At 67.6% G+C, this 22737-nt stretch carries 24 protein-coding genes; 5 read left to right on the top strand and 19 right to left on the bottom strand.

What is annotated here, in order from left to right; translation table 11 throughout:
• Window positions 1-3 precede the first annotated feature (3 nt).
• On the top strand, window positions 4-1191 hold the full coding sequence (locus tag BJG92_RS03255) for an Rv2578c family radical SAM protein (protein WP_232082587.1): 1188 nt from the start codon (window positions 4-6) through the stop codon (window positions 1189-1191).
• Window positions 1192-1217: 26 nt separating this feature from the next.
• Here the strand turns inward: BJG92_RS03255 and BJG92_RS03250 are convergent, their stop codons facing one another.
• From BJG92_RS03250 to BJG92_RS03235, 4 genes are all read right to left on the bottom strand, one after another.
• Window positions 1218-2591, bottom strand: coding sequence for an NAD(P)(+) transhydrogenase (Re/Si-specific) subunit beta (locus tag BJG92_RS03250; RefSeq protein WP_232082586.1), 1374 nt, complete (start codon window positions 2589-2591; stop codon window positions 1218-1220).
• Window positions 2588-2923 (bottom strand): NAD(P) transhydrogenase subunit alpha, encoded by a 336-nt coding sequence (locus tag BJG92_RS03245; protein WP_232082585.1) that lies wholly within the window; start codon window positions 2921-2923, stop codon window positions 2588-2590. The genes BJG92_RS03250 and BJG92_RS03245 overlap by 4 nt, the downstream gene beginning before the upstream one ends.
• Window positions 2923-4065: a Re/Si-specific NAD(P)(+) transhydrogenase subunit alpha gene (locus tag BJG92_RS03240; RefSeq protein ID WP_232082584.1), complete on the bottom strand. Its 1143-nt coding sequence runs from the start codon at window positions 4063-4065 to the stop codon at window positions 2923-2925. Before BJG92_RS03240 ends, BJG92_RS03245 begins: the two co-directional genes overlap by 1 nt.
• An 87-nt stretch (window positions 4066-4152) precedes the next feature.
• On the bottom strand, window positions 4153-4629 hold the full coding sequence (locus BJG92_RS03235) for a (deoxy)nucleoside triphosphate pyrophosphohydrolase (RefSeq protein WP_232082583.1): 477 nt from the start codon (window positions 4627-4629) through the stop codon (window positions 4153-4155).
• A 170-nt stretch (window positions 4630-4799) separates the two neighbouring features.
• On the opposite strand from BJG92_RS03235, the gene BJG92_RS03230 reads away from it, so the two are divergent.
• Window positions 4800-6008: an MFS transporter gene (locus tag BJG92_RS03230; protein ID WP_232082582.1), complete on the top strand. Its 1209-nt coding sequence runs from the start codon at window positions 4800-4802 to the stop codon at window positions 6006-6008.
• A gap of 66 nt (window positions 6009-6074) precedes the next feature.
• On the opposite strand, the gene BJG92_RS03225 is transcribed toward BJG92_RS03230, so the two are convergent.
• Window positions 6075-6995, bottom strand: a complete 921-nt coding sequence (locus tag BJG92_RS03225; protein WP_232082581.1) for a cation diffusion facilitator family transporter — start codon at window positions 6993-6995, stop codon at window positions 6075-6077.
• 273 nt (window positions 6996-7268) lie between these two features.
• Here BJG92_RS03225 and BJG92_RS03220 point away from each other — a divergent pair, with 273 nt between their 5' ends.
• The gene (locus tag BJG92_RS03220; protein ID WP_232082580.1) at window positions 7269-7535 is read left to right on the top strand and encodes a GlsB/YeaQ/YmgE family stress response membrane protein; all 267 of its coding nucleotides are present in this window, start codon (window positions 7269-7271) and stop codon (window positions 7533-7535) included.
• Window positions 7536-7680: 145 nt separating this feature from the next.
• Here the strand turns inward: BJG92_RS03220 and BJG92_RS03215 are convergent, their stop codons facing one another.
• From BJG92_RS03215 to infC, 4 genes are all read right to left on the bottom strand, one after another.
• Window positions 7681-8586: an RNA methyltransferase gene (locus tag BJG92_RS03215; protein WP_232082579.1), complete on the bottom strand. Its 906-nt coding sequence runs from the start codon at window positions 8584-8586 to the stop codon at window positions 7681-7683.
• 65 nt (window positions 8587-8651) lie between these two features.
• Window positions 8652-9128 carry a 50S ribosomal protein L20 gene (rplT, locus tag BJG92_RS03210; RefSeq protein WP_232082578.1) on the bottom strand — a complete coding sequence of 159 codons (477 nt, stop codon included), beginning with the start codon at window positions 9126-9128 and terminating at the stop codon, window positions 8652-8654.
• Window positions 9129-9248: 120 nt separating this feature from the next.
• Window positions 9249-9443 (bottom strand): 50S ribosomal protein L35, encoded by a 195-nt coding sequence (rpmI, locus tag BJG92_RS03205; protein WP_009358635.1) that lies wholly within the window; start codon window positions 9441-9443, stop codon window positions 9249-9251.
• 115 nt (window positions 9444-9558) lie between these two features.
• Window positions 9559-10668, bottom strand: coding sequence for a translation initiation factor IF-3 (gene infC / locus BJG92_RS03200; protein ID WP_232082577.1), 1110 nt, complete (start codon window positions 10666-10668; stop codon window positions 9559-9561).
• A 448-nt stretch (window positions 10669-11116) separates the two neighbouring features.
• Here infC and BJG92_RS03195 point away from each other — a divergent pair, with 448 nt between their 5' ends.
• Window positions 11117-11503: a DUF1844 domain-containing protein gene (locus BJG92_RS03195; protein WP_232082576.1), complete on the top strand. Its 387-nt coding sequence runs from the start codon at window positions 11117-11119 to the stop codon at window positions 11501-11503.
• On the opposite strand, the gene BJG92_RS03190 is transcribed toward BJG92_RS03195, so the two are convergent.
• The 8 genes from BJG92_RS03190 to BJG92_RS03155 form a co-directional block, all read right to left on the bottom strand.
• Complete coding sequence (locus BJG92_RS03190; protein WP_232082575.1) at window positions 11496-12815, bottom strand: MFS transporter; 1320 nt, start codon at window positions 12813-12815, stop codon at window positions 11496-11498. The two genes, BJG92_RS03195 and BJG92_RS03190, sit on opposite strands and share 8 nt — an antisense overlap.
• Window positions 12816-12874: 59 nt before the next feature.
• On the bottom strand, window positions 12875-13774 hold the full coding sequence (locus BJG92_RS03185; RefSeq protein WP_232082574.1) for an SseB family protein: 900 nt from the start codon (window positions 13772-13774) through the stop codon (window positions 12875-12877).
• 13 nt (window positions 13775-13787) lie between these two features.
• Complete coding sequence (gene priA, locus BJG92_RS03180; protein WP_232082573.1) at window positions 13788-14534, bottom strand: bifunctional 1-(5-phosphoribosyl)-5-((5-phosphoribosylamino)methylideneamino)imidazole-4-carboxamide isomerase/phosphoribosylanthranilate isomerase PriA; 747 nt, start codon at window positions 14532-14534, stop codon at window positions 13788-13790.
• Window positions 14535-14588: 54 nt separating this feature from the next.
• Window positions 14589-14747 (bottom strand): hypothetical protein, encoded by a 159-nt coding sequence (locus tag BJG92_RS03175; protein WP_232082572.1) that lies wholly within the window; start codon window positions 14745-14747, stop codon window positions 14589-14591.
• On the bottom strand, window positions 14748-15518 hold the full coding sequence (hisH, locus tag BJG92_RS03170) for an imidazole glycerol phosphate synthase subunit HisH (protein ID WP_232082571.1): 771 nt from the start codon (window positions 15516-15518) through the stop codon (window positions 14748-14750).
• Window positions 15515-16135 carry an imidazoleglycerol-phosphate dehydratase HisB gene (gene hisB / locus BJG92_RS03165; protein WP_232082570.1) on the bottom strand — a complete coding sequence of 207 codons (621 nt, stop codon included), beginning with the start codon at window positions 16133-16135 and terminating at the stop codon, window positions 15515-15517. The genes hisH and hisB overlap by 4 nt, the downstream gene beginning before the upstream one ends.
• 106 nt (window positions 16136-16241) lie before the next feature.
• Complete coding sequence (locus BJG92_RS03160) at window positions 16242-17360, bottom strand: histidinol-phosphate transaminase (protein WP_232082569.1); 1119 nt, start codon at window positions 17358-17360, stop codon at window positions 16242-16244.
• Between the two features lie 68 nt (window positions 17361-17428).
• Entirely contained in the window at window positions 17429-17884 is a 456-nt protein-coding gene (locus BJG92_RS03155; protein ID WP_308011619.1) for a LysM peptidoglycan-binding domain-containing protein, read from the bottom strand.
• 340 nt (window positions 17885-18224) lie between these two features.
• Between BJG92_RS03155 and lexA the strand changes: the two genes are divergently transcribed.
• Window positions 18225-18974, top strand: coding sequence for a transcriptional repressor LexA (gene lexA / locus BJG92_RS03150; protein WP_232082568.1), 750 nt, complete (start codon window positions 18225-18227; stop codon window positions 18972-18974).
• 94 nt (window positions 18975-19068) lie between these two features.
• Here lexA and BJG92_RS03145 read toward each other — a convergent pair whose 3' ends face one another.
• Both BJG92_RS03145 and hflX read right to left on the bottom strand, forming a co-directional pair.
• Window positions 19069-21177 carry an ATP-dependent DNA helicase gene (locus tag BJG92_RS03145; RefSeq protein ID WP_269461685.1) on the bottom strand — a complete coding sequence of 703 codons (2109 nt, stop codon included), beginning with the start codon at window positions 21175-21177 and terminating at the stop codon, window positions 19069-19071.
• On the bottom strand, window positions 21170-22737 hold a 1568-nt coding region (hflX, locus tag BJG92_RS03140), incomplete at its 5' end, for a GTPase HflX (RefSeq protein WP_232082567.1). The genes BJG92_RS03145 and hflX, both read right to left, overlap by 8 nt.

Here is a 22737-nt window from a genome sequence, read left to right as displayed (position 1 = left end):
GGCATGAGATGGGACGCACAAGCACTCACCGTGCACGGGACCGGGGCCAGCGGAGAAGGCGCCTCGGGGGCACTCAGCGGAAGCAGCAGACCCCCGTCCGTCCCGGCCACGGATGCACTGCTGCCCCTCATCGGGCTGGTGCGCTCAGTGACCACTCCTGAGTTTGCCGGGGTCACTTTCCATGAGGTCACTGCCAAATCGGTGCTCAACAGAGTGGTCGCCGGTTCCCGGATGCCGTTCGAGTGGACCATCAACCCTTACCGCGGCTGCAGCCACGCCTGCGTCTACTGCTTCGCCCGGAAGAGCCACACCTACCTCGACTTCGACGCCGGCCTGGACTTTGACAGCCAGGTGGTGGTCAAGATCAACGCCGCGGAGGTCCTGCGCCGGGAGCTGGCCAAGCCCTCGTGGGGGCGGCAGCACGTGGCCCTGGGCACCAACACCGATCCCTACCAGCGCGCCGAGGGCCGCTACCAGCTGATGCCGGGCATCATCGGGGCCCTTGCCGATTCCGGCACTCCCCTGTCGATCCTGACCAAGGGCACGTTGCTGGCCCGTGACATTCCGCTGCTGAAGCATGCCGCAGCCCAGGTCCCGGTCGGGGTGGGCATCTCGCTGGCGATGACGGACGAACGGCTTTCGGAGGCTGTGGAGCCCGGCACGCCCGGTCCCCGTGCGCGCTTCAAGCTGATCTCGCGGCTTCGCGAGGCTGGCCTGCCGTGCGGCGTGATGGCCATGCCGATCCTGCCCTGGCTCGCGGACAGCGACGAGGCCCTCGATTCCCTGTTCGGCTCCCTGGCTGCGGCGGGCGCCACGGGAGTCACGGCAGGAGCGCTCTACCTCAAGCCCGGAACCCGGGAATGGTTTATGCAGTGGATCGCCAGGGAACATCCCCAGCTCGCCGGGAAGTACCGCAGGCTGTACGGGACGGGCTCCTACGCCTCCAAGGAGTACCGGGACTGGCTGTCTGGCCGCATCCGGTACTTCAAGGCATTGCACGGCTTCTCCGGCTCGCGGGGCTTCAGCCACCGCGACCTCGACGGCGGTCCCGTCAACAACGATCCCGGCAGCATTGATCCCAGGGACGAGGAAGCGCAGTACCCGGCCGGCAGCATCCCGGAGCCGGCCGCGCTCCCCGGTACCCGGCACGGGAACCAGGCCGCTGAGGCGGCGCAGCCCACCCTGTTCTAGAGGGCACCGTTCTAGAGGGCCTTGATCTAGAGTGCCTTCACGGCGCCCAGCACCTTGGCGAGCGAGTCCTTTGCGTCGCCGAACAGGAGCGTTGTCTTCGGATCGTGCAGTAGTTCGTTCTCAATGCCGGCGAAGCCCGGCCGCATGGAGCGTTTGAGGAACACCACCTGGCCGGCCAGCGCCACCTCCAGGATGGGCATCCCGTAAATGGGCGCGCCCGGGGTGGACTTGGCGGCCGGATTGACGACGTCATTGGCGCCTACAACCAGGGCGATGTCGGTGTTGGGGAATTCCGGATTGACCTCGTCGAGTTCCCGGAGCGACTCGTAGGGCACATTGGCCTCGGCGAGCAGCACGTTCATGTGCCCGGGCATCCGGCCGGCCACCGGGTGGATGGCGAAGACCACCTCCACGCCGCGGGCCTGCAGCGCTGTGGCGAGCTCGGCGACCGTGTGCTGGCCCTGGGCCACGGCAAGGCCGTAGCCGGGGACAATCACCACCCGCTGCGCGTAGCCAAGCTGGACGGCGACATCCTCCGGGGAGGAGGAACGCACCGGCCGGTCGCTTTGCACGGTCGATCCCGCCGTCGAGCCTCCCTTGAAGGCTCCGAACATGATGCCGGCCACCCCCCGGCCCATCGCGGCGGCCATCACCTTGGTCAGGATGGTGCCGCTGGCTCCGACGAGAGTCCCGGCGACCACCAGCAGGACATTGCCCAGCACGATTCCCGAGGCCGCCACGGCGAGGCCGGTGAAAGCGTTGAGCAGCGAGATGACGATCGGTACATCGGCCCCGCCCACCGGGAGCACCAGCAGCAACCCGGCTGCGAGTCCCAGCACCAGGAGCACCAGGGCCCAGCCCGTCGACCCCGTGAGGATGATGAATGCGCCGGAGACGACTGCACCCAGCAGGACAACGGCCATCACCACGGGCATTCCCGGAAAGAGCAAGGGGCGCGTGCTGATGAGTTCCTGCAGTTTGCCGACCGTCACCGCGGAGCCGGCGAAGGACACGGCACCCACGCCCATCGTGAAGACGACGGCCAGCCGTACCCACGGGTCCTCGGTGTGGCCGAGCTCCAGGACGGCGACCAGGGCGGCAGCCGCGCCGCCGACGCCGTTGAACAGGGCGACCAGCTGGGGCATCTGGGTCATCTGGACGCGCCGGGCCACGGGGACCGCGACGGCCGAGCCGGCGGCAATCGCGGCCAGGATCAGCGGGATGTTCGCCAGCCTCGCGGACAGGAACACTGTGACCACGGCAAGGAGGGCGCCGGCGGCGCCGATGGCGTTGCCCCGCCGGGCCGTCCGGGGCGAGCTCAGTCCCTTCAGCGCGAGGATGAAGCAGACGGCGGCGACGAGGTACAACAGTGCTGTCCACCCCGGGGCGAGGATGCTCACGTGCCGTCCTCCCCCGCCGGACCGCCAGCGCGCGGACGGGCCGGGGTCCGTGCGCCCTTCCGGCCGCCGAACATCTCCAGCATCCGGTCCGTCACCACGAACCCGCCGACGAGGTTTGCGGTCGCGAGGACTACGGCCACGAGGGCAACTGTCAGCAACCACGGATCGCTGGCCTGGCCCGCCACGATGACGGCGCCAACGAGGATGATGCCATGGATGGCGTTCGCCCCGGACATCAGCGGCGTGTGCAGTTTGCTGGTCACCTTGGAGACCACTTCGAACCCGACGAAGACAGCGAGCACCACCACCGTAAGCAACGTGATCGGATCCATCAGCTGGTTGCCTCCATGGCGTCGGCGGTGGCGGCGTGCCGGACGGAGCCGCCGTGGGTGAGGCAGGCCCCGGCGACGACGACGTCGTCGAAATCCGGCGTGACTTGGCCGTCCACAGTCATCAGGGCGAGCAGGTTCGCGACGTTCTTGGCGAACAGGCGTGAGGCGTCGGACGGCATTGCGGAGGCGGCGTCCCGCAGCCCCACAAGGGTCACGGAACCGCCGGCAACGGGTATCTTGAGGTCCCGGCCGGCAATCACGCCTTCGACGTTGCCGCCGGATTCGGCTGCAAGGTCGACGACGACGGAGCCGGCCCGCATGCCGGCCACCATTTCCAGGGTCACCAGCAAGGGGGCGGCCCGGCCGGGAATTGCTGCCGTCGTGATGAGGACATCGGCCGCAGCGACGTGCGGGGCCAGCAGGGCGCGCTGGCGCGTGGCCCGGTCCTCGCCCAGCTCACGCGCATAGCCGCCGCCGCCTTCCGCAGCGGCATCGAGGTCAAGGTGGATGAACGTGCCGCCCATCGAGGCGACCTCGTCGGCGGAGGCAGTCCGGATGTCGTTAGCCGAGACGCGCGCGCCCAGGCGTTTTGCCGTGCCGATGGCCTGCAGCCCGGCGACCCCGGCTCCCAGGACCAGGACCCGCGCCGGCGGGATGGTTCCTGCGGCGGTCATGTAGAGCGGGAAGAAGCGCGGGTAGCGCAGGGCAGCTTCCAGCACGGCGCGGTAGCCGGAGACCAGCGACTGCGAGCTGAGCGCGTCCATGGACTGGGCGCGGGAGATGCGCGGGACGAGCTCGAGAGCGAAGGACGTGACTCCGGCATCGGCGAGGGCACGCACGGTGGCCAGTTCCGAGGCCGGCGAGCCGAAGCCTAGCGTGATGGTGCCGGGTCGCAGCCCGGCGGCGGTTTCGGGTGCGAGCGCCCTGACGTGCAGCAGTACGTCCACGGCGTCGACAGGGAGCTCCGTAACAATCCTTGCACCCGCCATGGCGTAGGCGGCGTCCGCGAAGCCGGCCTCGCTTCCCGCGCCGCTTTCCACCGCCACGTTCAGGCCAAGAGCCGTCAGTTGCTGCACCGTCTCCGGCGTGGCCGCAACGCGCCGTTCCCCGGCGCGCTGCTCCCGTCTGACACCGACCTGCACGGGCGACTCCTCTCGGTTCGCTTCAGAGTAGTCACATGCTGAACGCTTTGGCGAGAGGCAGGGACCGCGGCTTGCCGCCGGAACACCTCAGCGAATCAATTCGCCACTGCGGCGTGGGAATCCGTGACCTGGAGTCTGTCCCTGGAGCCGGTCAAGGAGTGCCTCGACGATGGGCAGGTCCGCGGGAATCCACGGCAACCCCAGGACGTCCCGGCGGTTCCCCAGCTCGATCCAGCGCAGCTCATCGTGGTCCTGCAGGGGGCGGGGGTCTCCGTCCACCAGTTCCGCACACCAGACCCGCATCACGGCGCGTGCGTTCAGCGGCCAGCCGGCAGCGGACCCTGCTTCAAGTTCTGCGCCGAGCCGGACCCGGACGCCCAGTTCTTCCAGCAGTTCACGGTGCAGAGCCGTTTCGGCGGTCTCACCTGACTCCACTTTTCCGCCGGGGAACTCCCACATGCCGGCAAATTGCGGCGGCGCCGTCCGCCGGGCCACGAGCAGCCGGCCCGGTTCGGAAAGGGAGTCCAGTACCGCGCCGCCAACGACGTCAATGAGTCCAGTCACGCCCCCAAGTCTAGGACGGCGGGCGCTTAAGGGAGAATGGAGGAGGCCGCCGTCCCGATCAGCCGGAATACCTGGCGCGCCCGCCCCGTTGCACAGCTCGGGCCACACATCAGATTTAAGCTGGCGCATTCCCCTGGCCTCTCCGGGGAACGTCACGGAAAAGCAGACGAATGACAACCACCACACAAGCCCCGGCGACACCCCGGACCGGGAACCGCCACCTTGCCCTTGCCATCGTTTCCTTGGCCATGGGCGGCTTCGGCATCGGCACCACAGAGTTCACCATGATGGGCCTGCTCAAAGAAGTGGAGCAGGGCCTCAACATCAGCACCCCGGAGGCCGGCCACCTGATCTCGGCCTATGCACTCGGCGTCGTCGTCGGCGCCCCGCTGCTGGCCGCCGTCGGCGCCAAAATGCCGCGGAAATACCTGGCCCTGGGCCTCATGCTGTTCTTCAGCATCGCCAACCTCACCTCGTTCATTGCCCCTGACTACGGCACCATGCTCGTCTCCCGCTTCGCGGCAGGACTCCCGCACGGGGCGTTCTTTGGCGTAGCGGCCGTCATCGCGGCCTCCCTGGTCGCCCCGACCAAACGCGGCTGGGCCATTTCGATGGTGATGGCCGGGCTGACGATCGCCAACGTGATCGGCGTGCCCTTTGGCACCTGGCTGGGCCAGACCTACGGCTGGCGGCTGTTGTTCCTGCTGGTGGGCCTCATCGGCATCATCACGCTGGTGATGCTTTGGAAGTTCGTGCCGTTCCAGAAGCCCCACGCCGATGCCAGCTTCCGCCGCGAGCTTGGCGCGCTCAAGCGGCTCCAGGTCTGGCTTGCCATCCTGATCGGCATCGTGGGGTTCGGCGGGTTCTTCGCCACGTACACCTACATCGCCCACACCATGACCTCCGTGGCCGGCATTCCCTCGGCCTGGCTGCCGCTCGTCGTCGCGCTCTACGGACTTGGCATGGTGGCCGGCAACATCGTCGGCGGCCGGATCGCGGACAAGTCCGTGATGGGGACCATCTACTGGGTTCTGCCGTCCATTGCCGTGGCCCTGGTGGTCTACGCATTGGCCGTGCATTGGCCGTGGTCGGCCCTGGTGATGGTGTTCGTGGTGGGGGCCGGCGGCGCCATGCTGGTCCCGGCCCTACAGACCCGGCTCCTGGATGCCTCCCCGGACGCGCCGTCACTTGCGTCCTCGCTCAACCACGCCGCACTGAACGTCGCCAACGCCCTGGGCGCCTTCCTGGGCGGCCTCGTCATCGCGTGGGGCTGGGGCTACGTCGCCCCGGCCCTCGTGGGCGCCGGCCTGGCAGTGCTCGGCCTCGGTGTCGCGGCTATCAGCGGCTTCGTGGAACGCAAGAGGCCGCTGGCATCGTAGCCGCAGAGCGGCGCCGGCCCAGCGGCCCCTTCGTCACCGGTCACCCGGCGCAGCCGGCGGAACCCGTCAGGAGGCGCTGACGCGCTGCACATCCGGCTCAAGGTAAATGACCCGCGCAATCGGGACAGCCTCCCGGATCCGGGCCTCGGCGTCGTTAATGGCCCCGGCGATGTCCTGGCCGGTGTCTGCCCGGTCAACGCTGATCTTGGCCGCCACGAGCAATTCCTCGGGACCCAGGTGCAGGGTCTTCAAATGGATGATGCCGCTGCCGGCGGACTCGATGGCGTTCCGGATTTTCGCCACATCGTCCTTCGTCGCGGACTCGCCCAGCAGCAGCGATTTCGTTTCCATGGCAAGCACCACGGCGATGGCCACGAGCAGCAATCCGATCATGCCGGTGCCCAGGGCATCCCAGATGCCGTCACCGGTGAGGAGGGTAAGCCCCACGCCGAAGAGCGCGAAGGCCAGGCCCACGAGGGCGCCGAAGTCCTCCAGCAGAATGACCGGAAGCTCCGGCTGTTTGGCATTGCGGATGAACTTGATCCAGCCCTGCTGGCCGCGGACGAGGTTGGATTCGGCAATGGCGGTCCGGAAAGAGAATCCCTCGGCGCAGATGGCGCCCACGAGTACCGCCAGCGGCACCCACCAGAAGTCGCCCTCGATGGCATGCGGGTGCTGGATCTTCCCCCACGCTTCGTACAGCGCGAAGAGGCCGCCGACGCTGAACAGCACAATCGACACGATGAAGGCGTAGATGTAGCGTTCGCGGCCGTAGCCGAAGGGGTGTTCGGGACTCGCGGCCTTCTTCGCGCGCTTGCCGCCGATCAGCAGCAGGATTTGGTTGCCGGAGTCCGCGAGCGAGTGGATCGCCTCGGCCAGCATCGACGAGGACAGCGTCAGGGCGTAGGCAACGAACTTCAGGGCGGCGATAGTCAGGTTGGCGGCCAGCGCCGCAACGATCGCCTTGGTACCGCCATTTGCAGCCACGGGTGCTTCTCCTTAGGGGTTCTGCCGGGGTGGTCGCGGACACGGCTGATGCCTGCGCCCACAAGGAATACCGTACCCGCTGGACCGGGCCCCCTGTACCGCGCAAGGGCCGGCCGCCGCCAGTGCCAGGTCCTCAACCCGGCAGCGGCGCCGTAGATGACGCGGGAGGTAACGATTGACTGTGATCCTGCTGACAAGCAACCGCGCAGGTGTTAGCTTGAAGCCATAATCGGGATTCACAATTTGGATGCCGACGAATATGTAGGAGGAGTAATGGGCTTTCTAGGCTGGATCATTCTCGGACTCATAGTAGGTGCAATCGTTAAGGCAGTCATGCCTGGCAGGGTTGGCGGCGGCTGGGTTACCAGCCTCGTGCTCGGCGTTGTCGGTGCCATTGTCGGCGGCTGGATCGGCGACCTCCTGTTCGGCGGCGGCAAGATGGAATTCTGGAATCTTGGTTCCTGGCTCCTCGCCATCGTCGGCGGCTTGGTTGTTGCCCTTGCCTACGGCGCCATCACAGGCCGGAACAAGACCACCTGATTTCACACAACGACATTGCACACAACGACGGCGGGGCCCACCATGTGGTGGACCCCCCGTTTTTCGTTGTCCCGCTGTCACCTGCCGGTACCGGCTCATCCCCGGTACCGGTCCCGCACTTTCCAGCAGATTCCCGCAAGGAAGGCTACGGCAGCGAACGTGCCTGCTGGGACCGGGCGCTGGCGTAAAGGCACACCGTCGCGGCGGTGCCGAGGTTGAGGCTTTCGGCCGCCCCGTAGACCGGAACGGCCACCCGGTGGTCGGCGAGGGCGAGTTCTTCCTCGGCCAGGCCTTGCGCTTCGTTGCCGAACAGCCAGGCTGTGGGGCTTTCCAGCGCGTACCCGGCGTCCTGTGCCGGTGCACCCAGCCGGCGCGCGGCGTTCTGGTCCTGGAGCCGGTCCAGGTTCAGTTCCCCGTTGCCGTCTGCGGCCAGAACGCCGATGCCGCGTTCCCTGCAGCGTGCCACCAGTTCGTCGGTCTCGGCACCCAGCACCACAGGAAGATGGAACAAGGAGCCCGCCGTCGACCGGACGGCCTTGGGGTTGTAGATGTCCACGCTGGAGGCTGTCAGGACGACGGCGTCGGCGCCGGCGGCGTCGGCAGCCCGCAGTACGGTCCCCGCGTTGCCGGGGTCACGGACCTGGCACAGTGCGGCAATCAGCTGGGGGCGGGCGTCGAGCACCGTGTCCAGGCTGACATCCAAAAACCCGCAGACCGCGAGGATGCCCTGCGGGTTCACCGTGTCCGCCATCGCGGCGAGCACTTCGTCGGTGGCGAGGAAGGCAGTGGTGCCGTCCGCGAGTGCCTCCAGGTCCGGGTGCCGGTCCAGGCAGGATTCGCTCGCGTAGACCTCGTAGACCACGCCGGGCTCCCCCGCGGCCATCCTCTTCTGGTGCAGGACAAGGGCTTCCCGGACTGCCTGCGGCCCCTCCGCGAGGAACTCGCGGCGCTTTAAACGGGCCGGGCGCCCGGCAAGCTGTGCCACCTTCCTCACCCGATCAGCTCGAGGGTTGGAGAGTGGAACATCTTGCGGGCGCCCGGTTTCGTTCATACAAGAACCTTAGTAGCTTTTGCAGCCGGTTCTGGAACGAGGCAGATCGTGAACTCGTTCAGGAACTACTTGGCAGCCGTGTCAGCGGCCGGCTTGGCAGCCGACTTCTTGGCGGGGGCCTTCTTCGCGGCGGGCTTCTTGGCGGCCGGTGCAGCGTCGGCCTGGACGGCCGGAGCCGACGTGTCGGCGGGCAGCGAATCCTTGGCGATCTGGACCAGAGCGGCGAAGGCGTTGGCGTCAGAAACGGCAAGCTCGGCCAGCATACGGCGGTCAACCTCGACCTCAGCGGCCTTGAGGCCCTGGATCAGACGGTTGTAGGTCAGGCCGTTGGCGCGGGATGCGGCGTTGATGCGCTGGATCCACAGGCGGCGGAAGTCGCCCTTCTTCTTCTTGCGGTCGCCGTAGCTGTATACAAACGAGTGCAGCAGCTGCTCTTTGGCCTTGCGGTACAGGCGTGAACGCTGTCCGCGGTAGCCCTTTGCGCGTTCGAGGATAACCCTGCGCTTCTTGTGGGCGTTTACCGCCCTCTTCACACGTGCCACGTGCGTACTCCTTAGAAAATTCTGATCCCAAGCGACTACTGCCGGAACAACCGGCTGGCCTGAGAAGCCTTATTGGTAGTTGACTGCTGCCAGGTGGCTAGCAGTCAGAGAACTTGGAACTTAGATGCCGAGCATCTTCCGGATGACCTTGGCGTCGCCCTTGAAGACGATCTTGTCGCCGGCGAGGCGGCGGGTCAGCCTGGAGGACTTGTGCTCGAGGTAGTGGCGGCGGTTGGCCTGCTGGCGGCGCAGCTTGCCGCTGCCGGTCAGCTTGAAGCGCTTCTTAGCACCACTGTGGGTCTTCATCTTCGGCATGGGAACCGATCTCCTTACGTATCCGCAGACGGAGTCTGCAGTCATTCGTGCAGCCGCCCCTGCGGGCGGCGTGCTGGTTGCTTGCTGCCGGGCATTGCTGTCCGGCAGCCGTGAACTAGTTGGTCTTCTTGGTACCCGGTTTGGCGGCGGCCTTGGGAGCCGCCGGCCGCGCGGCGGGCTTCGGTGCCGAAGGACGCGGTACCGGCTTCGGAGCGGCTACCGGCTTCGGCGCCGCTGCCGGAGCAGCCTTTTCAGCCTCGGGCGCCTTCGCGGCTTCCGGTGCCTTGGCGGCAGCCTTGGGCGCTGCGGGCGCCTTGACTACTGCCGGCTTGGCGGCGGCCTTGGGAGCCTCAGCCTTCGGGGCTTCACGCTTCGGAGCGGCCTTGGGAGCCTTGGGGGCCTCCTGCTTCGGCGCTTCCTGGACGGGAGCCTTGGCAGCCGGGGCTTCCTTGACCTCGGCGGCCGGGGCCTCCGCAGCGACGGCTTTGTCCGCGCCGGCTTCGACCTTTTCGGCCGGGGCGACGTCGGGAGCGGTTTCCGCGGCGGGGGCTTCCGTTGCCGGAGCCGCCGTCTCGGCCACCTTTGCCTCGGGTGCCGCAGTCCGGACCTCGTAGCCTTCAGGAAGAAGATCCGCGAGCGACTGCGTCAGGGGTGCGTCGGGGCGGGAGGTTTCAACCCGACCCGAAGCCTTGGCTTCGTTCTCCGCCTTGGCTTCTGCGCGCTGCGTTGCGCGGCGCGCCTCAGCCTTGGCTTCGGCCTTGTTCTTCAGGGGACCCACCACCATGACCATGTTGCGGCCATCGATCCGCGGGCTGGACTCTACAACGCCGACTTCGGCGACGTCGTCCGCGAAACGCTGGAGCAGGCGGATGCCCATCTCCGGGCGCTGCTGCTCACGGCCGCGGAACTGGATCATGGCTTTGACCTTGTCCCCGGCGCCGAGGAAGCGGAGCGCGTGGCCGCGCTTCGTCTCGTAGTCGTGGGTGTCGATCTTCAGGCGGAAACGGATTTCCTTCAGGACCGTGTTGGTCTGGTTCTTCCGGGCCTCGCGTGCCTTGACGGCGGCTTCGTACTTGTACTTGCCGAAGTCCATCAGCTTGCACACCGGAGGCTTGGCCTGCGGTGCAACTTCAACGAGATCAAGATCGGACTCGGCAGCCAAACGCAGGGCATCCTCAATACGGACAACGCCTACTTGCTCGCCTGCAGGGCCGACCAGCCGCACCTCGGGGACGCGGATACGCTCATTGATTCTTGGCTCGCTAATGTTAAAGCTCCTGTGTTCGTGAGGGGTATTCCACCGGCAAAAAGAGAAGGCCCCCAATTGCCGGAGCAATCGAAGGCCTCGAAGATCGGTACTGCCTGCCCCGTGGGAGGCGGCATACATTCCCGCCAGGCTGACGCCCGTGGTGAATGCCCGACCAGATACCCGGCAACCTTGCTTCTTGCGAAGCTTCCCGAAGGAGAGCGGCTGACGCGGGTGGGAGAGAACTCCGCTTGCAAACTGGATACCGATACTACAGAACAAAACCCGTCCGCCGCACATACATGACGGAGCATGTATGGATCGGAAGGGCTTCCTCGGTAGTTCCCCGCTGCGGCGCTTCATCGTCACGATGAAAGAGCCTAAGCGAAATAACGACATCCAGTCGGTCTGTGACAAGCTTACCAGCATGAGCACTTCAGAAAGTAATTCACACGTTTACGAGCCCGCCGGCGCCCAGGGCGACGTCTCACAGCAGATCCGCGACATCTCCGAGGTCCCCGCGATCGAGGTCATCACCACCGCCGCAGTGCACCTCATGAGTGCCGCCGCAGTGAAGCTCGGGCTCGCCGCCGAGGAAAATGCCGAGGAGCTCAAGGACCTGGATGAGGCCCGCAAGCTGATTACGGCCCTTGCCGGCCTGGTCACCGCGGCCGCGCCCGAGATCGGCTCTCAGCACGCCGGACCATTGCGCGACGGACTGCGCTCCCTGCAGCTGGCCTTCCGCGAGGCCTCCGTCATTCCGGATGCCCCGGGCAAGGGCCCGGGCGAGAAGTATACCGGGGCCGTCAACTAGGAGCCTCACCAACCCAGCCACGACGGCGGCGGTGCTGCAGTACCAGTCCCACGACGCACAGGACGACGCCGGCTGCCCCCACCGAGACGAATCCGGCCCCCGGGCCCACCTCGTCGATGAAGAGACCGGCGAGCGGCGCCCCGAGCGCCACGCCGCCGGTGAGGGCCGAGCCGTACCAGCCCATCGCCTCGCCGCGGCGGCTCTCGTCGACGAGCTCGGCAACTTTTTCCGAGGCGGCCGAAAGGACGGGGGCGCACAGCAGCCCCGGCAGCAGCGAGAGCAGGCTCAGTGTCCAGGTGTCCGCCGCGAACGCCATCGGGACGGTCAGTGCGGACATGCCCAGGAGCAGCAGGATCGGCGAGATCGGCCGGTGCATGGCGCCGTAGATGAGGCCGCCGACCACCGAAGCCGCGCACCAGAACAGGAACACCATCCCGATCTCGGCCTGGTGTCCCCCCGTTTGAAGAGCGGCCACGATGCCGACGTCGGTACCGCTGAGCACCATGCCGGCCCCGGCGGCGACGGCGAAGACGGCGCCGACCGCTGCCGTGAGCCAGGCGAAATTATGGACGACCCTGTGCCGCAGACCGGAACCGCGCCGGCGCCTTTGCCCAGCGGCGGCCAGCGGGGCGAGCTCAGCGGCAGCTTCGTGCACGTGGGCCGGAGCGGCGGCCACCAGGGCGGCTTCGGCGCACTCAAGCTGGTCCGCCTCGAACCCTGCGTCGGTCGCGGCGCTGCGGGTCGGTGGGTTGAACCACATGAGGAACAACCCGGACACGGACGTGGCGATGCCGACGATGGTCAGTCCAAGGACCGAGTACCCGGCGGTGGCGACAAGGGCGCCTGCGGCCGGTCCGATCATGAAGACAAGTTCCGTCGTGATCGCGTCGAGGGCGAACGCCGTGCGCCGCTGTTCACCCGTGGCCAGGACGCCGAGGGATTGGCGCACCACGCTGAAGATCGGCAGGGTGAGCAGGCCGCCGACAAAGACCAGAGGCAGGAGCAGCTCGTAGGACACATGCGGCACGATCGACCAGATGACGGTCTCGGAAATAACCGACGGGATCAGTGCCCTCCGCAGGCCCACTGTATCGACGCGCCGGCCCCGCCAGGGTGCCCCGACAGCGATGCCGATGGTCATGACGGCGGCGGCGGCTCCGGCGGCGGCATAGCCCTGGCCAAGGGTCAGGACTATGTGCAGCGTCAGCAGCACGCCCGCGGCCGAATGCGGTATGCGGGCGATCATCCCCACCAGCAGGAGCCGCCTGATCGGCCGCACTGCCAGTAGTTCCCGGTAAAGCGTGAAGTTCACTGACACATCCTTCAGGTACTGCCCCGGGCAGCACGGGAATGCTCCCGGGCGGCCGTCAGCTACGGTGCTGCCCGCTGCAACTTGACTTCGATCGAGTCAACCCGGCCGGCGAACATTTCATTCCGGGCCCACTCGTTGTTCAGGCCCGCGACGATCGACTGCACGCCCGCGGCGTCGAGGCCGTCCTCAAGGTAGAGGATCACCCGCAGTTCAGGGCCGGCGCCTCCACCGGGCAGCTGGCGGCCGTCCGCTGCCAGCGAAGCTACTCCGCCGCCTGGTTGAATTTCAACACGCCGGACCGCCGGAATGCCAACCGCGGCCGCGCCGAGGGACTGTGCCAGTTCGGGATCAGCATACGACGGCGTCCAGTGCTGCTGCTGGGCCAAGGCCCAGACAGCCGGGCGGCGCACCACAAAGGTGACCGCGGAGCCTGGGTCGAGCACGAGGAGTTCGGCCCCTTCCGCAACGGCAGAGAGCGCCGCGCGGGCTGCGTAGACCGCGACGGGGCGTGCTTCGGGGTGCCAGGCCGCAAGTGAAGCCGCGGAGGTGAAGACGGGCAGCGCCGTCCGGCCGTCGGGCGCCTTGAGCGTCACGAGGGCCATGTCTGCCTGCTTGTCCCCCTGGAGTCTGTCGCCGCGAGGCCCCACGGCACCCTCGCCGTCTTCCGCCAGCTGGGCAACGATCGGCACGAAGACCCGCGCGGTGGCCAGGGCAGCGACCACGGCCGCTTCGTCGCCGTCCCCGGCGGCGAGGGCCGCCAGCGCGGCGGCGTAGCCGGAATCCGCGGTGCCGTCGTCGTCCTCGAAGTTGTGGATCGTGGCGTCGTCACCGCTCAGGCTGCGCCCGGCCCAGGGCTGCCCCGCCGAGTCGGCAGGGCCGCCCGCGGCTGCCAGGGCTGCGGCGATGTGGCCGGGCAATGGGCGGGAGTGGCTCCCGGCGTCCGCCGGCTGGGGCTCCATGGCGGCGGTCCGGCTAGCGGCGTCCGGCGACGTCAAGCGCCTCGGGCAGCGTGAAGTTGCCGTTGTAGAGGGCCTTGCCGACGATTGCACCCTCGACGCCCAGCGGCACCAGGGACCGCAGGACCTTGAGGTCGTCAAGGCTGGAAATCCCGCCGGAGGCCACGACGGGCTTGCCGGTCCGCTCGACCATCTGGCGCAGCAGTTCCACGTTCGGGCCCTGGAGGGTGCCGTCCTTGGTCACGTCGGTGACGACGTAGCGGGCACAGCCGGCTTCTTCGAGACGGCCGAGGACCTCCCAGAGGTCACCGCCGTCCTTCGTCCAGCCGCGGCCCGCGAGCGTGGTTCCGCGGACGTCGAGTCCGACGGCGATCTTGTCACCAAAGCGCTCGATCACGCGGGTCGTCCACTCGGGATTCTCCAGCGCAGCAGTGCCGAGGTTCACCCGGGCCACGCCGAGGTCCAGCGCCTTCTCGAGGGATTCGTCGTCCCGCAGACCGCCGGAGAGCTCCACGTTGATGTCCAGCCGGCCGACCACCTCGCGGAGCAGCCCGGCGTTGGAGCCCCGGCCGAAAGCGGCGTCGAGGTCCACCAGGTGCACCCATTCGGCGCCCTGCTGCTGCCAGTTGAGTGCGGCTTCCAGCGGTGTCCCGTAGCTAGTTTCGCTGCCGGCCTCGCCCTGGACGAGGCGGACGGCCTGGCCGTTGACGACGTCGACGGCGGGCAGCAGCTCAAGCACGGGCAACGGGGTTTCGGTGGTCATCGTGGGATCCTCAGCTTTTCGGGGACGGCGGGGTGGTGGGGGCGCTGCCGGCGGCTAGCTGGCGGGCAGGGTCAGGAGATAGGCGGCCAGCAGGGACATTCCGGCGAGCCCATAGAAGACGACCTGGACCCAGCGCGGGCTCTTCTGCTGCCGGAAGGACAGCGCGCCGCCCACCAGCAGACCCGCAAGTCCCATGAGCACGAGGGACCACATCTAGGCGGTCCCGGCTTCAGTGGTCCCGGCTTCAGTGGTCCCGGCTTCAGTGGTCCTGGAACGCGCACGTAGGCTCTCGACCCAGTTCCGCAGCAGCCGGGCTCCGGCATCGCCGGACTTCTCCGGGTGGAACTGGGTGGCGCAGAGCGGACCGTTTTCCACGGCCGCGATGAACGGGGCGCCGTGCTCGGACCAGGTGACCAGCGGCGCTGCCATCCGCGGCTGGATAACGTCAAAGTCCCACTGCTGGACGCCGTAGGAGTGCACGAAGTAGAAGCGCTCGTTCTCGACTCCGGCGAACAACGTCGAACCTTCCGGGACGGACACCGTGTTCCAGCCCATGTGGGGCACTACCTCGGCAGGCAGCAACTCGACTTTGCCGGGCCACTCCCCCATGCCCGGGGCTTCGGTGCCGTGTTCGACGCCGGCCTCGAAGAGGACCTGGAGGCCCACGCAGATGGCCAGGACGGGCCGTCCGCCGGCAACGCGCCGGCCGATCATGCGGAGGGCGTCGACGGCCTTGAGCTCGCGCATGACCGTTTCGAACGCTCCCACGCCGGGGACCAGGAGGCCGTCAGCGTTCAACACGTCTTCCGGCTTGGAGCTGAGGATGACCTCGGCACCGGCACGCTCGAGCGCCCGGACGGCCGAGCGGATGTTGCCGGAGCCGTAGTCGAGGACCGTGACGGTGGGCTTGCCCTCGGGCGAGGCGGGCTTGCGGCCTGCGTCGGGGTTGATGATGGCGCCGTCCTGCAGCACCTTGCCGGTCACAGCGCACCCTTGGTGGAGGGGATGCCTGTGACGCGGGGATCGGGCTCCACGGCCGCGCGCAGCGCACGGGCAAAGGCCTTGAACTGGGCCTCGACGATGTGGTGCGGGTCGCGGCCGGCGGTGACGTTCATGTGCAGGCAGATGCCTGCGTGCAAGGTGATGGCCTCGAACACGTGGCGGGTGAGGGATCCGGTGAAGTGTCCGCCGATCAGGTGGTACTCCTGGCCGGCGGGTTCTCCGGCGTGCACGAGGTACGGGCGACCGGAAACGTCGACAACAGCCTGCGCAAGGGCCTCGTCCAGGGGGACCGTCGCTTCACCGAAGCGACGGATGCCGGCCTTGTTGCCCAGCGCGGTGCGCAGGACCTCACCGAAGGTGATGGCGACGTCCTCCACCGTGTGGTGGACGTCGATGTGGATATCCCCCGTGGCCTTGACGGTCATGTCGATCAGCGAGTGCTTGCTCAGCGCCGTCAACATGTGGTCATAGAACGGCACCGAGGTGCTGATGTCCGAGACGCCGGTGCCGTCCAGGTTGATCTCGACCAGCACGGATGACTCGCTGGTGGTCCGTTCCATCCGTGCGGTCCGGGCAGCGGTTGATCCGGTGTTGCTCATGTGGAGGTGTCCTTTGGATGAGGCGGGATGTGGGGCCGTTCAGCTCCTGCTTGCGGTGTGCTTGCGGGGTGCCAGCGGGGGGGTGGTGCGGGCTCCGCGCTTAAGTCTAGGCCTGCTGTGCCGCGGGGCCGGTCAGGATCCGTTCGAGGGCCTCGAGGAACGCTGTGGTTTCCGTCTCAGTTCCTGCGGTGACGCGCAGATGACCCGGAATGCCGACGTCGCGGACCAGCACACCGGCCTCCAGCAGGCCTTGCCAGGTCTCGTGGGGGTTGTCGAGACCGCCGAAGAAGACGTAGTTGGAGTCGGAGGCGGCCGGCTTGAGGCCGATCCGCCGCAGTTCTGCGACGATCCGGTCGCGCTGGCGCTTGATGTCCTCGACGTCGGCCATCAGCGCCACGCGGTGCTGCAGGGCGGCCAGGCCGGTCGCCTGGGTGATGGCCGAGAGGTGGTACGGGAGCCTGACAAGGCGAAGGGCGTCGGCGACCTCCGGGGCTGCCGCCATGTAGCCCAGCCGTGCGCCGGCGAGGGCGAAGGCCTTACTCATGGTGCGCGAGACGATCAGCCGCTCGCGGCCCGGAAGCAGCATCAGGGCGCTGGGGGTGCCGTCGTGGGCGAACTCGTGGTACGCCTCATCGACGATCACGATACTCTGGCTGGCCTCTCCGGCCTCGTAGACCGCTTCCACGACATCCAGGCCCAGGCCTGTTCCGGTCGGGTTGTTGGGAGAGCACAGGAACACGATGTTGGGCTGAAGTTCGCGGACCTGGCGGGCCGCGGATTCGGCGCTGAGGCCGTAGTCATCGGCGCGGAGCCCAGTGATGTACTCCGTATCCGTGCCGGCCGCCAGCAGGGGGTACATGGAGTAGGTGGGGGGGAATCCCAGGGCGGTGCGGCCCGGCCCGCCGAAAGCCTGGAGGATCTGCTGGAGGACCTCGTTGGAGCCGTTGGCTGCCCAGATATTCTCCGCTCCCAAGCCGTGCCCGAGATATTCCGCCAGGGCTTCGCGCAACTCGGTGAACTCGCGGTCCGGATAGCGGTTGAGCCCGGCTGCGGCAATCGTCACGGCCTCGGCGATGGCGGCACGGACATCGGCCGGCACTCCGTGGGTGTTTTCGTTAACGTTGAGCAGGATGGGAACGTCCAGCTGCGGCGCCCCGTACGGGCTCAGGCCGCGCAGGTTGGTCCGGAGGGGCAGTCGGTTCAGGCGCTCTAACTGGTCGTTCACTGCACCAGTTTAAGTGGAAGGACGACGGGCTCTGAAACTGTGACTCCCCCGGGCCGGCGCCGGGGGTGTTACTTCGACGGGACAAAGAGGGTCTGGCCCGGCACCACGCGCGCCGCATCCAGGTTGTTGAGCTGCACAATATCGGCAACAACGTCGCGGGGATCGCGCTCCGGTGCCACGGTTCCGGCAATGGCCCAGAGCGACTCTCCGGACTTCACGGTGACCGACACGGTGGGTGTCAGCGACAGCTCCGCCGCGGACTCAGACGCCTTGGCCGGGGCGTTGAGGAAGCCGCTGAAGGAAAGCATGAGGGCGGCCAGCAGGATCAGCGGAACGCCGAAGAAGACGAAGCGGCCGCGCCTGGTCAGCCGCAGCGGCGCCTGCCGTGTGGGGGCAACCGAGCCGTACCCGCGGACGGTTCCGCCCGCGGGGCGGGAATGTGAACGGGACGAATCACTCCCGCCCGAGGCGACGCCAAATGCTGCCTCACCGAATGTGTCGTGAAATGCGCTAGATGCTGACATGAACTGAGCCTTCCTGGACCAAACTGTGCCGCCCGGCGTACTCCACGTACTTTCCGCCAACCGGCCTGACCTTCGAACATAGAACCGAAACTTGTGCACTGGCCAAACCACTGCTGAATCGAACACATATTCGAACTCTGTTGTTTCTGTTTTAGCACCTATTGACGAACATTGTCGAGACTCGCTAGAACAAATGTTTGAAAAAGCTGCGCGGCTGGCCTACGTTTGAGTCACAGAACAACCACATCTGCAGTTGATCAGCAGGGTCTGACATTCAGGCCGGACGTTCCCGGCACCTGCAGCCACGGCAGCCGGGCGGAATGGAAAGGCGTTGGCGAATATGGCAGCACAAGCCCCGGGCAGCAGGGCCACGCCGCGGAACACGCAGGCAGCGCGGCCTCCCAAGAGTCTGACCGTCCGGCAGAAAAAGATCCTGGAGACCATCCAGCGCTCCGTCTCGGACCATGGCTACCCGCCCTCCATGCGCGAGATCGGCGACACTGTCGGACTGGCCAGCCTCTCCAGCGTCACCCACCAGCTTTCCCAGCTAGAGAAGCTCGGCTACCTGCGCCGCGATCCGAAGCGCCCGCGGGCGATGGAGGTGCTGATGCCGCTCACCCTGGACGAGGGAACAACAAAAATTTCCGGTGTGGAGAAGTCGAGCGGCCTGCGGTCCGTCGGCGGCCATTCCGTCTCGGAGCTGGCCAGCGCCACAGACACCGCGATGGTTCCGCTCGTGGGCCGCATTGCCGCCGGCGGCCCCATCCTGGCCGACCAGGTGGTGGAGGATGTTATGCCGCTTCCGCGCCAGCTCGTGGGCCACGGCGAACTGTTCATGCTCAAGGTCGCGGGTGACTCCATGATCGACGCCGCCATCTGCGACGGCGACTGGGTGGTTGTGCGCCGGCAGGGCGATGCCGTGAACGGCGAGATTGTGGCCGCCCTGCTCGACGACGAAGCAACTGTCAAGACATTCCGCCAGCGCGACGGCCACACGTGGTTGTTGCCGCAGAACACGCAGTACGAGCCCATCCTCGGCGATCACGCCGTGATCATGGGCAAGGTCGTCTCGGTGCTGCGCTCCCTCTAGGAGCAGCCGGGGCGTGGACGTGCCTGCGGCAGGCTCCCGCTGTCACAGCTCCCGCTGTCACAGCCCCGGCCGTCACAGCCCCGGCCAGCGCCGCCTATTGGGCCGGCTGCCCTGATTCCTTGGCGAGCCGCTCCAGCGCCGCGAGGGCAATCGCCGGATCGGTCGTGGGCCAGAACGGCGGCAGTGCGGCCCGGAGGAATGCCCCGTAGCGTTCGGTGGAGAGCCGTGAATCGAGCACTGCCACCACTCCCTTGTCCGTCGTCGTTCGGATGAGGCGCCCGGCGCCCTGGGCTAGCCGGATCGCCGCGTGGGTTGCGGAGACGCTCATGAAGCCGTTCCCGCCCGCCTGGGCCACGGCACGGGACCGCGCCGTCATCAGCGGGTCATCGGGCCGGGGGAACGGAATCCGGTCGATCACCACGAGCCGGCAGGAATCGCCCGGGACGTCCACGCCCTGCCAGAGGGACATGGTGCCAAAGAGGCAGGTGTCCGGCTCGTCCGCGAACTGCCGGACGAGCGCCGTCATGGTCGAGTCTCCCTGGCACAGAATGCTGACGTCCAGCCGCGGCCGCATGGCCTCTGCGGCGTCCTCCGCGGCGCGCCGGGACGAGAACAGGCACAAGGCCCCGCCGCCGGAGGCCCGGATCAGCTTCTCCAGCTCATCCAGCGCTTCCGGAGACGTGCCGCGGCCGGGTTTGGGGAGGTGCCTGGCAACATAGAGAATGCCCTGCTTGGGGTATTCGAACGGCGAGCCGACGTCGACGCCGGTCCAGCTCGGCGCACCGGGGCCGACCAGGCCCAGGCCGCCGGCGGCGGGCTCGAACGCGGACCCGATCGCCAGCGTGGCCGAGGTCAGGATCACGGTGTGGTCCGCGAACAAGCCCTCACGGAGCCGGCCAGCGACGCTGAGCGGTGCCACATTGATCAGTGCCGGTGCATTCTCGTCCGGCTGGGAGTAGCCCTGCGCCGGGTCGAAGGTGCTGTTGCGGGAAAACCAGACCACTTCGCGGTTTTCCCGGGCCGCGAGCAAACGCTCGCAGAGTTCCAGGATCACCATCAGGCGGGATCGCGCGAGCTGCCTGCCGCCGTCGGCCGTGTTGGCGCTATCCCCCTTCGAATCGGAGAGCGCGGCGCGGCACGCGTCACGCAGTTGGTCCACGCAGTCCAGCTGGTCGCCGTTGAGGCCGTTGGGCATGAGTCCGCTGGGGACGCCTTCGATGGCGAGTTCGAGGTTGGCCGCGGCGTTGTTGAGCGCGTCCACGGTGATTCCGGTGTGCTTCCGGGCACCGGAGGCCGCAACGTGGACCATCGCGGCGGAGAGCTGGCCGGACACGGCGCCGGTCACGCGGTCCTGCAGCTCGTGGGCTTCGTCCACCACCACGACGTCGTACTCGGGCAGCACGGCGAGGCCCTCGAAGGCGCTCACAGCAAGCATGGCGTGGTTGGTCACGACGACGTCGGCGTCCGCGGCGTTTTGCCGGGCCAGTTCGCTGAAGCATTCGGCCGCGAGCGGGCATTTTTGCGCGCCGAGGCACTCCATTGAGGTGACGGAGACCTGCCGCCAGGCGCGGTCGGTCACGCCTGGCATCAACTCGTCGCGGTCGCCCGTGGCGGTCTCCTCGGCCCAGTCGCGGAGCCGGACGACTTCCTTGCCCAGCTGGGAGGACGGCCCGCCCATGGCTGCCGCGAAATGCGGCACACTCGTGTCCTCGCCGAGCGAGAAGAGCTGGCCCTCGGAGGGTTCCTCGGAGGGGAAGCCGCCTTCGAGCTTGTGGCGGCAGACGTAGTTGGAACGGCCCTTGACGAGGGCCACCTTGACTGGCCGGTCCAGGGCAGGGGTGATCGACTTGAGGAGCCGGGGAAGGTCCCGGCCCACGATCTGGGTCTGCAGGGCCAGGGTGGCCGTGGAAACGAGGGTCGGTTTGTCGCTGACCAGCGAATGGGCGATCAGCGGGATCAGGTAGGCGAGCGATTTGCCCGTACCGGTGCCGGCCTGGACCAGCAGGTGGTCGCCGGAGTCGATCGCGCGTGCCACCTGCCGGGCCATTTCGTGCTGTCCGGTGCGGCTCTGGCCGCCCATGCCTGCCACCGCCCGGTCGAGGAGCTCGACGACGAACTCCTCGCCCCGCGGCTGGAGTGCTGCTGATCCGTCTGCCGCGTCCTCTTCTGCCACCGCCGCCCCTGCCACCGCTGACTCAGTCATGGGTGATGAACAGATCCAGTTCAGCCGCGAAGCCCTCACGCACCATCACCACGGCACGGGTGCCGGCTTCCTCATGGTCGAGGCTGAGGATCTCGGCGTCGGCATCGTGCAGTTTGCTGAGCAGGTCCCCGCGGTTGTAGGGGATCATCAGTTCGAGCTTCACGCTGGGCCGCGGGATGCCTTCGCTGATGGCCTTGAGCAGTTCCGGAATGCCTTCACCCGTGCGCGCCGAGACCACAACGTGGCGCGGTTCGCGCTGCTTGAGCCGTTCGATCACGAACGGATCCGCGGCGTCGGCCTTATTCAGGATGATGATTTCCGGCACCTTGCGCGCATCGACTTCGCTGAACACCTTGCGGACGGCGGCGATCTGGCCTTCAGGATCCGGGTGGGAGACGTCGACGACGTGCAGGATGAGGTCCGCGTCCGCAACCTCTTCCAGGGTGGAGCGGAACGCCTCCACGAGCTGGGTGGGCAGCGACCGGACGAAACCCACGGTATCGGCGAGGGTATAGCCCAGCCCGTCCGAGGTTTCGGCCTTCCGGACGGTCGGGTCCAGGGTGGCGAACAGGGCGTTCTCCACCAGGACCCCGGCGTCGGTCAGCCGGTTCAGGAGTGAGGACTTGCCGGCGTTGGTGTACCCGGCGATCGCGACTGACGGCACGGCATTACGACGGCGGCTGGCGCGCTTCGTTTCCCGGGCCGGCTTCATCGCGGCGATTTCGCGCCGCAGCTTGGCCATCCGGGTGCGGATCCGGCGACGGTCCAGTTCAATCTTGGTCTCACCGGGACCACGCGAGCCCATGCCGGCACCGGCGCCGCCTACCTGGCCACCGGCCTGGCGGGACATCGAATCGCCCCAGCCGCGCAGGCGCGGAAGCAGGTATTCTAGCTGGGCCAGTTCCACCTGCGCCTTGCCTTCGCGGCTCTTGGCGTGCTGGGCGAAGATGTCCAGGATCAGGGCCGTCCGGTCGATGACCTTGACCTTGACGATGTCTTCGAGGCTGCGGCGCTGGGACGGGGCCAGTTCGGCATCCACCACCACCGTGTCCGCGCCCGTGGACACCACGATGTCCTTGAGCTCCTGGGCCTTGCCCGAGCCGAGGAACGTGCCCGGATCGGGCTTCTGCCGGCGCTGGACGATCCCGTCGAGGACCTCCGAGCCGGCGGTCTCGGCGAGGGCAGCAAGCTCGCGGAGCGAGTTTTCGGCGTCGGCGAGGGTGCCCTCGGTCCAGAGGCCGGCCAGGACGACACGCTCGAGGCGCAGCTGCCGGTATTCGACTTCGGTGACGTCTTCGAGTTCCGTGGACAGGCTGCCGGTGCGGCGCCGGGCGTGGCGGTCCTCGAGGTCCTGCTGGTCGCCGTCGAAGGTGCTGTGTTCCTCGTCCAGCCGGGAAATCGCCTGGGCCTTGCCGAGCACCGAGGTGGGCTCGGCGCCGGCCGGGGCTGTGTTCCGGGCAGGGGTGTCCTTGGAGAGGATCCGGTCGATGACAGCCTGGATTTCCGCAGGACTCATGTCCTGGGCTGCTGAATCGGGTCCGGTGTTGGGCTGACTGGTCA

Origin of the sequence: Arthrobacter sp. SO5 (assembly GCF_020532805.1) — a bacterium.
Taxonomy (GTDB): domain Bacteria; phylum Actinomycetota; class Actinomycetes; order Actinomycetales; family Micrococcaceae; genus Arthrobacter.
This window is presented reverse-complemented; position numbering and strand designations above follow the sequence as displayed.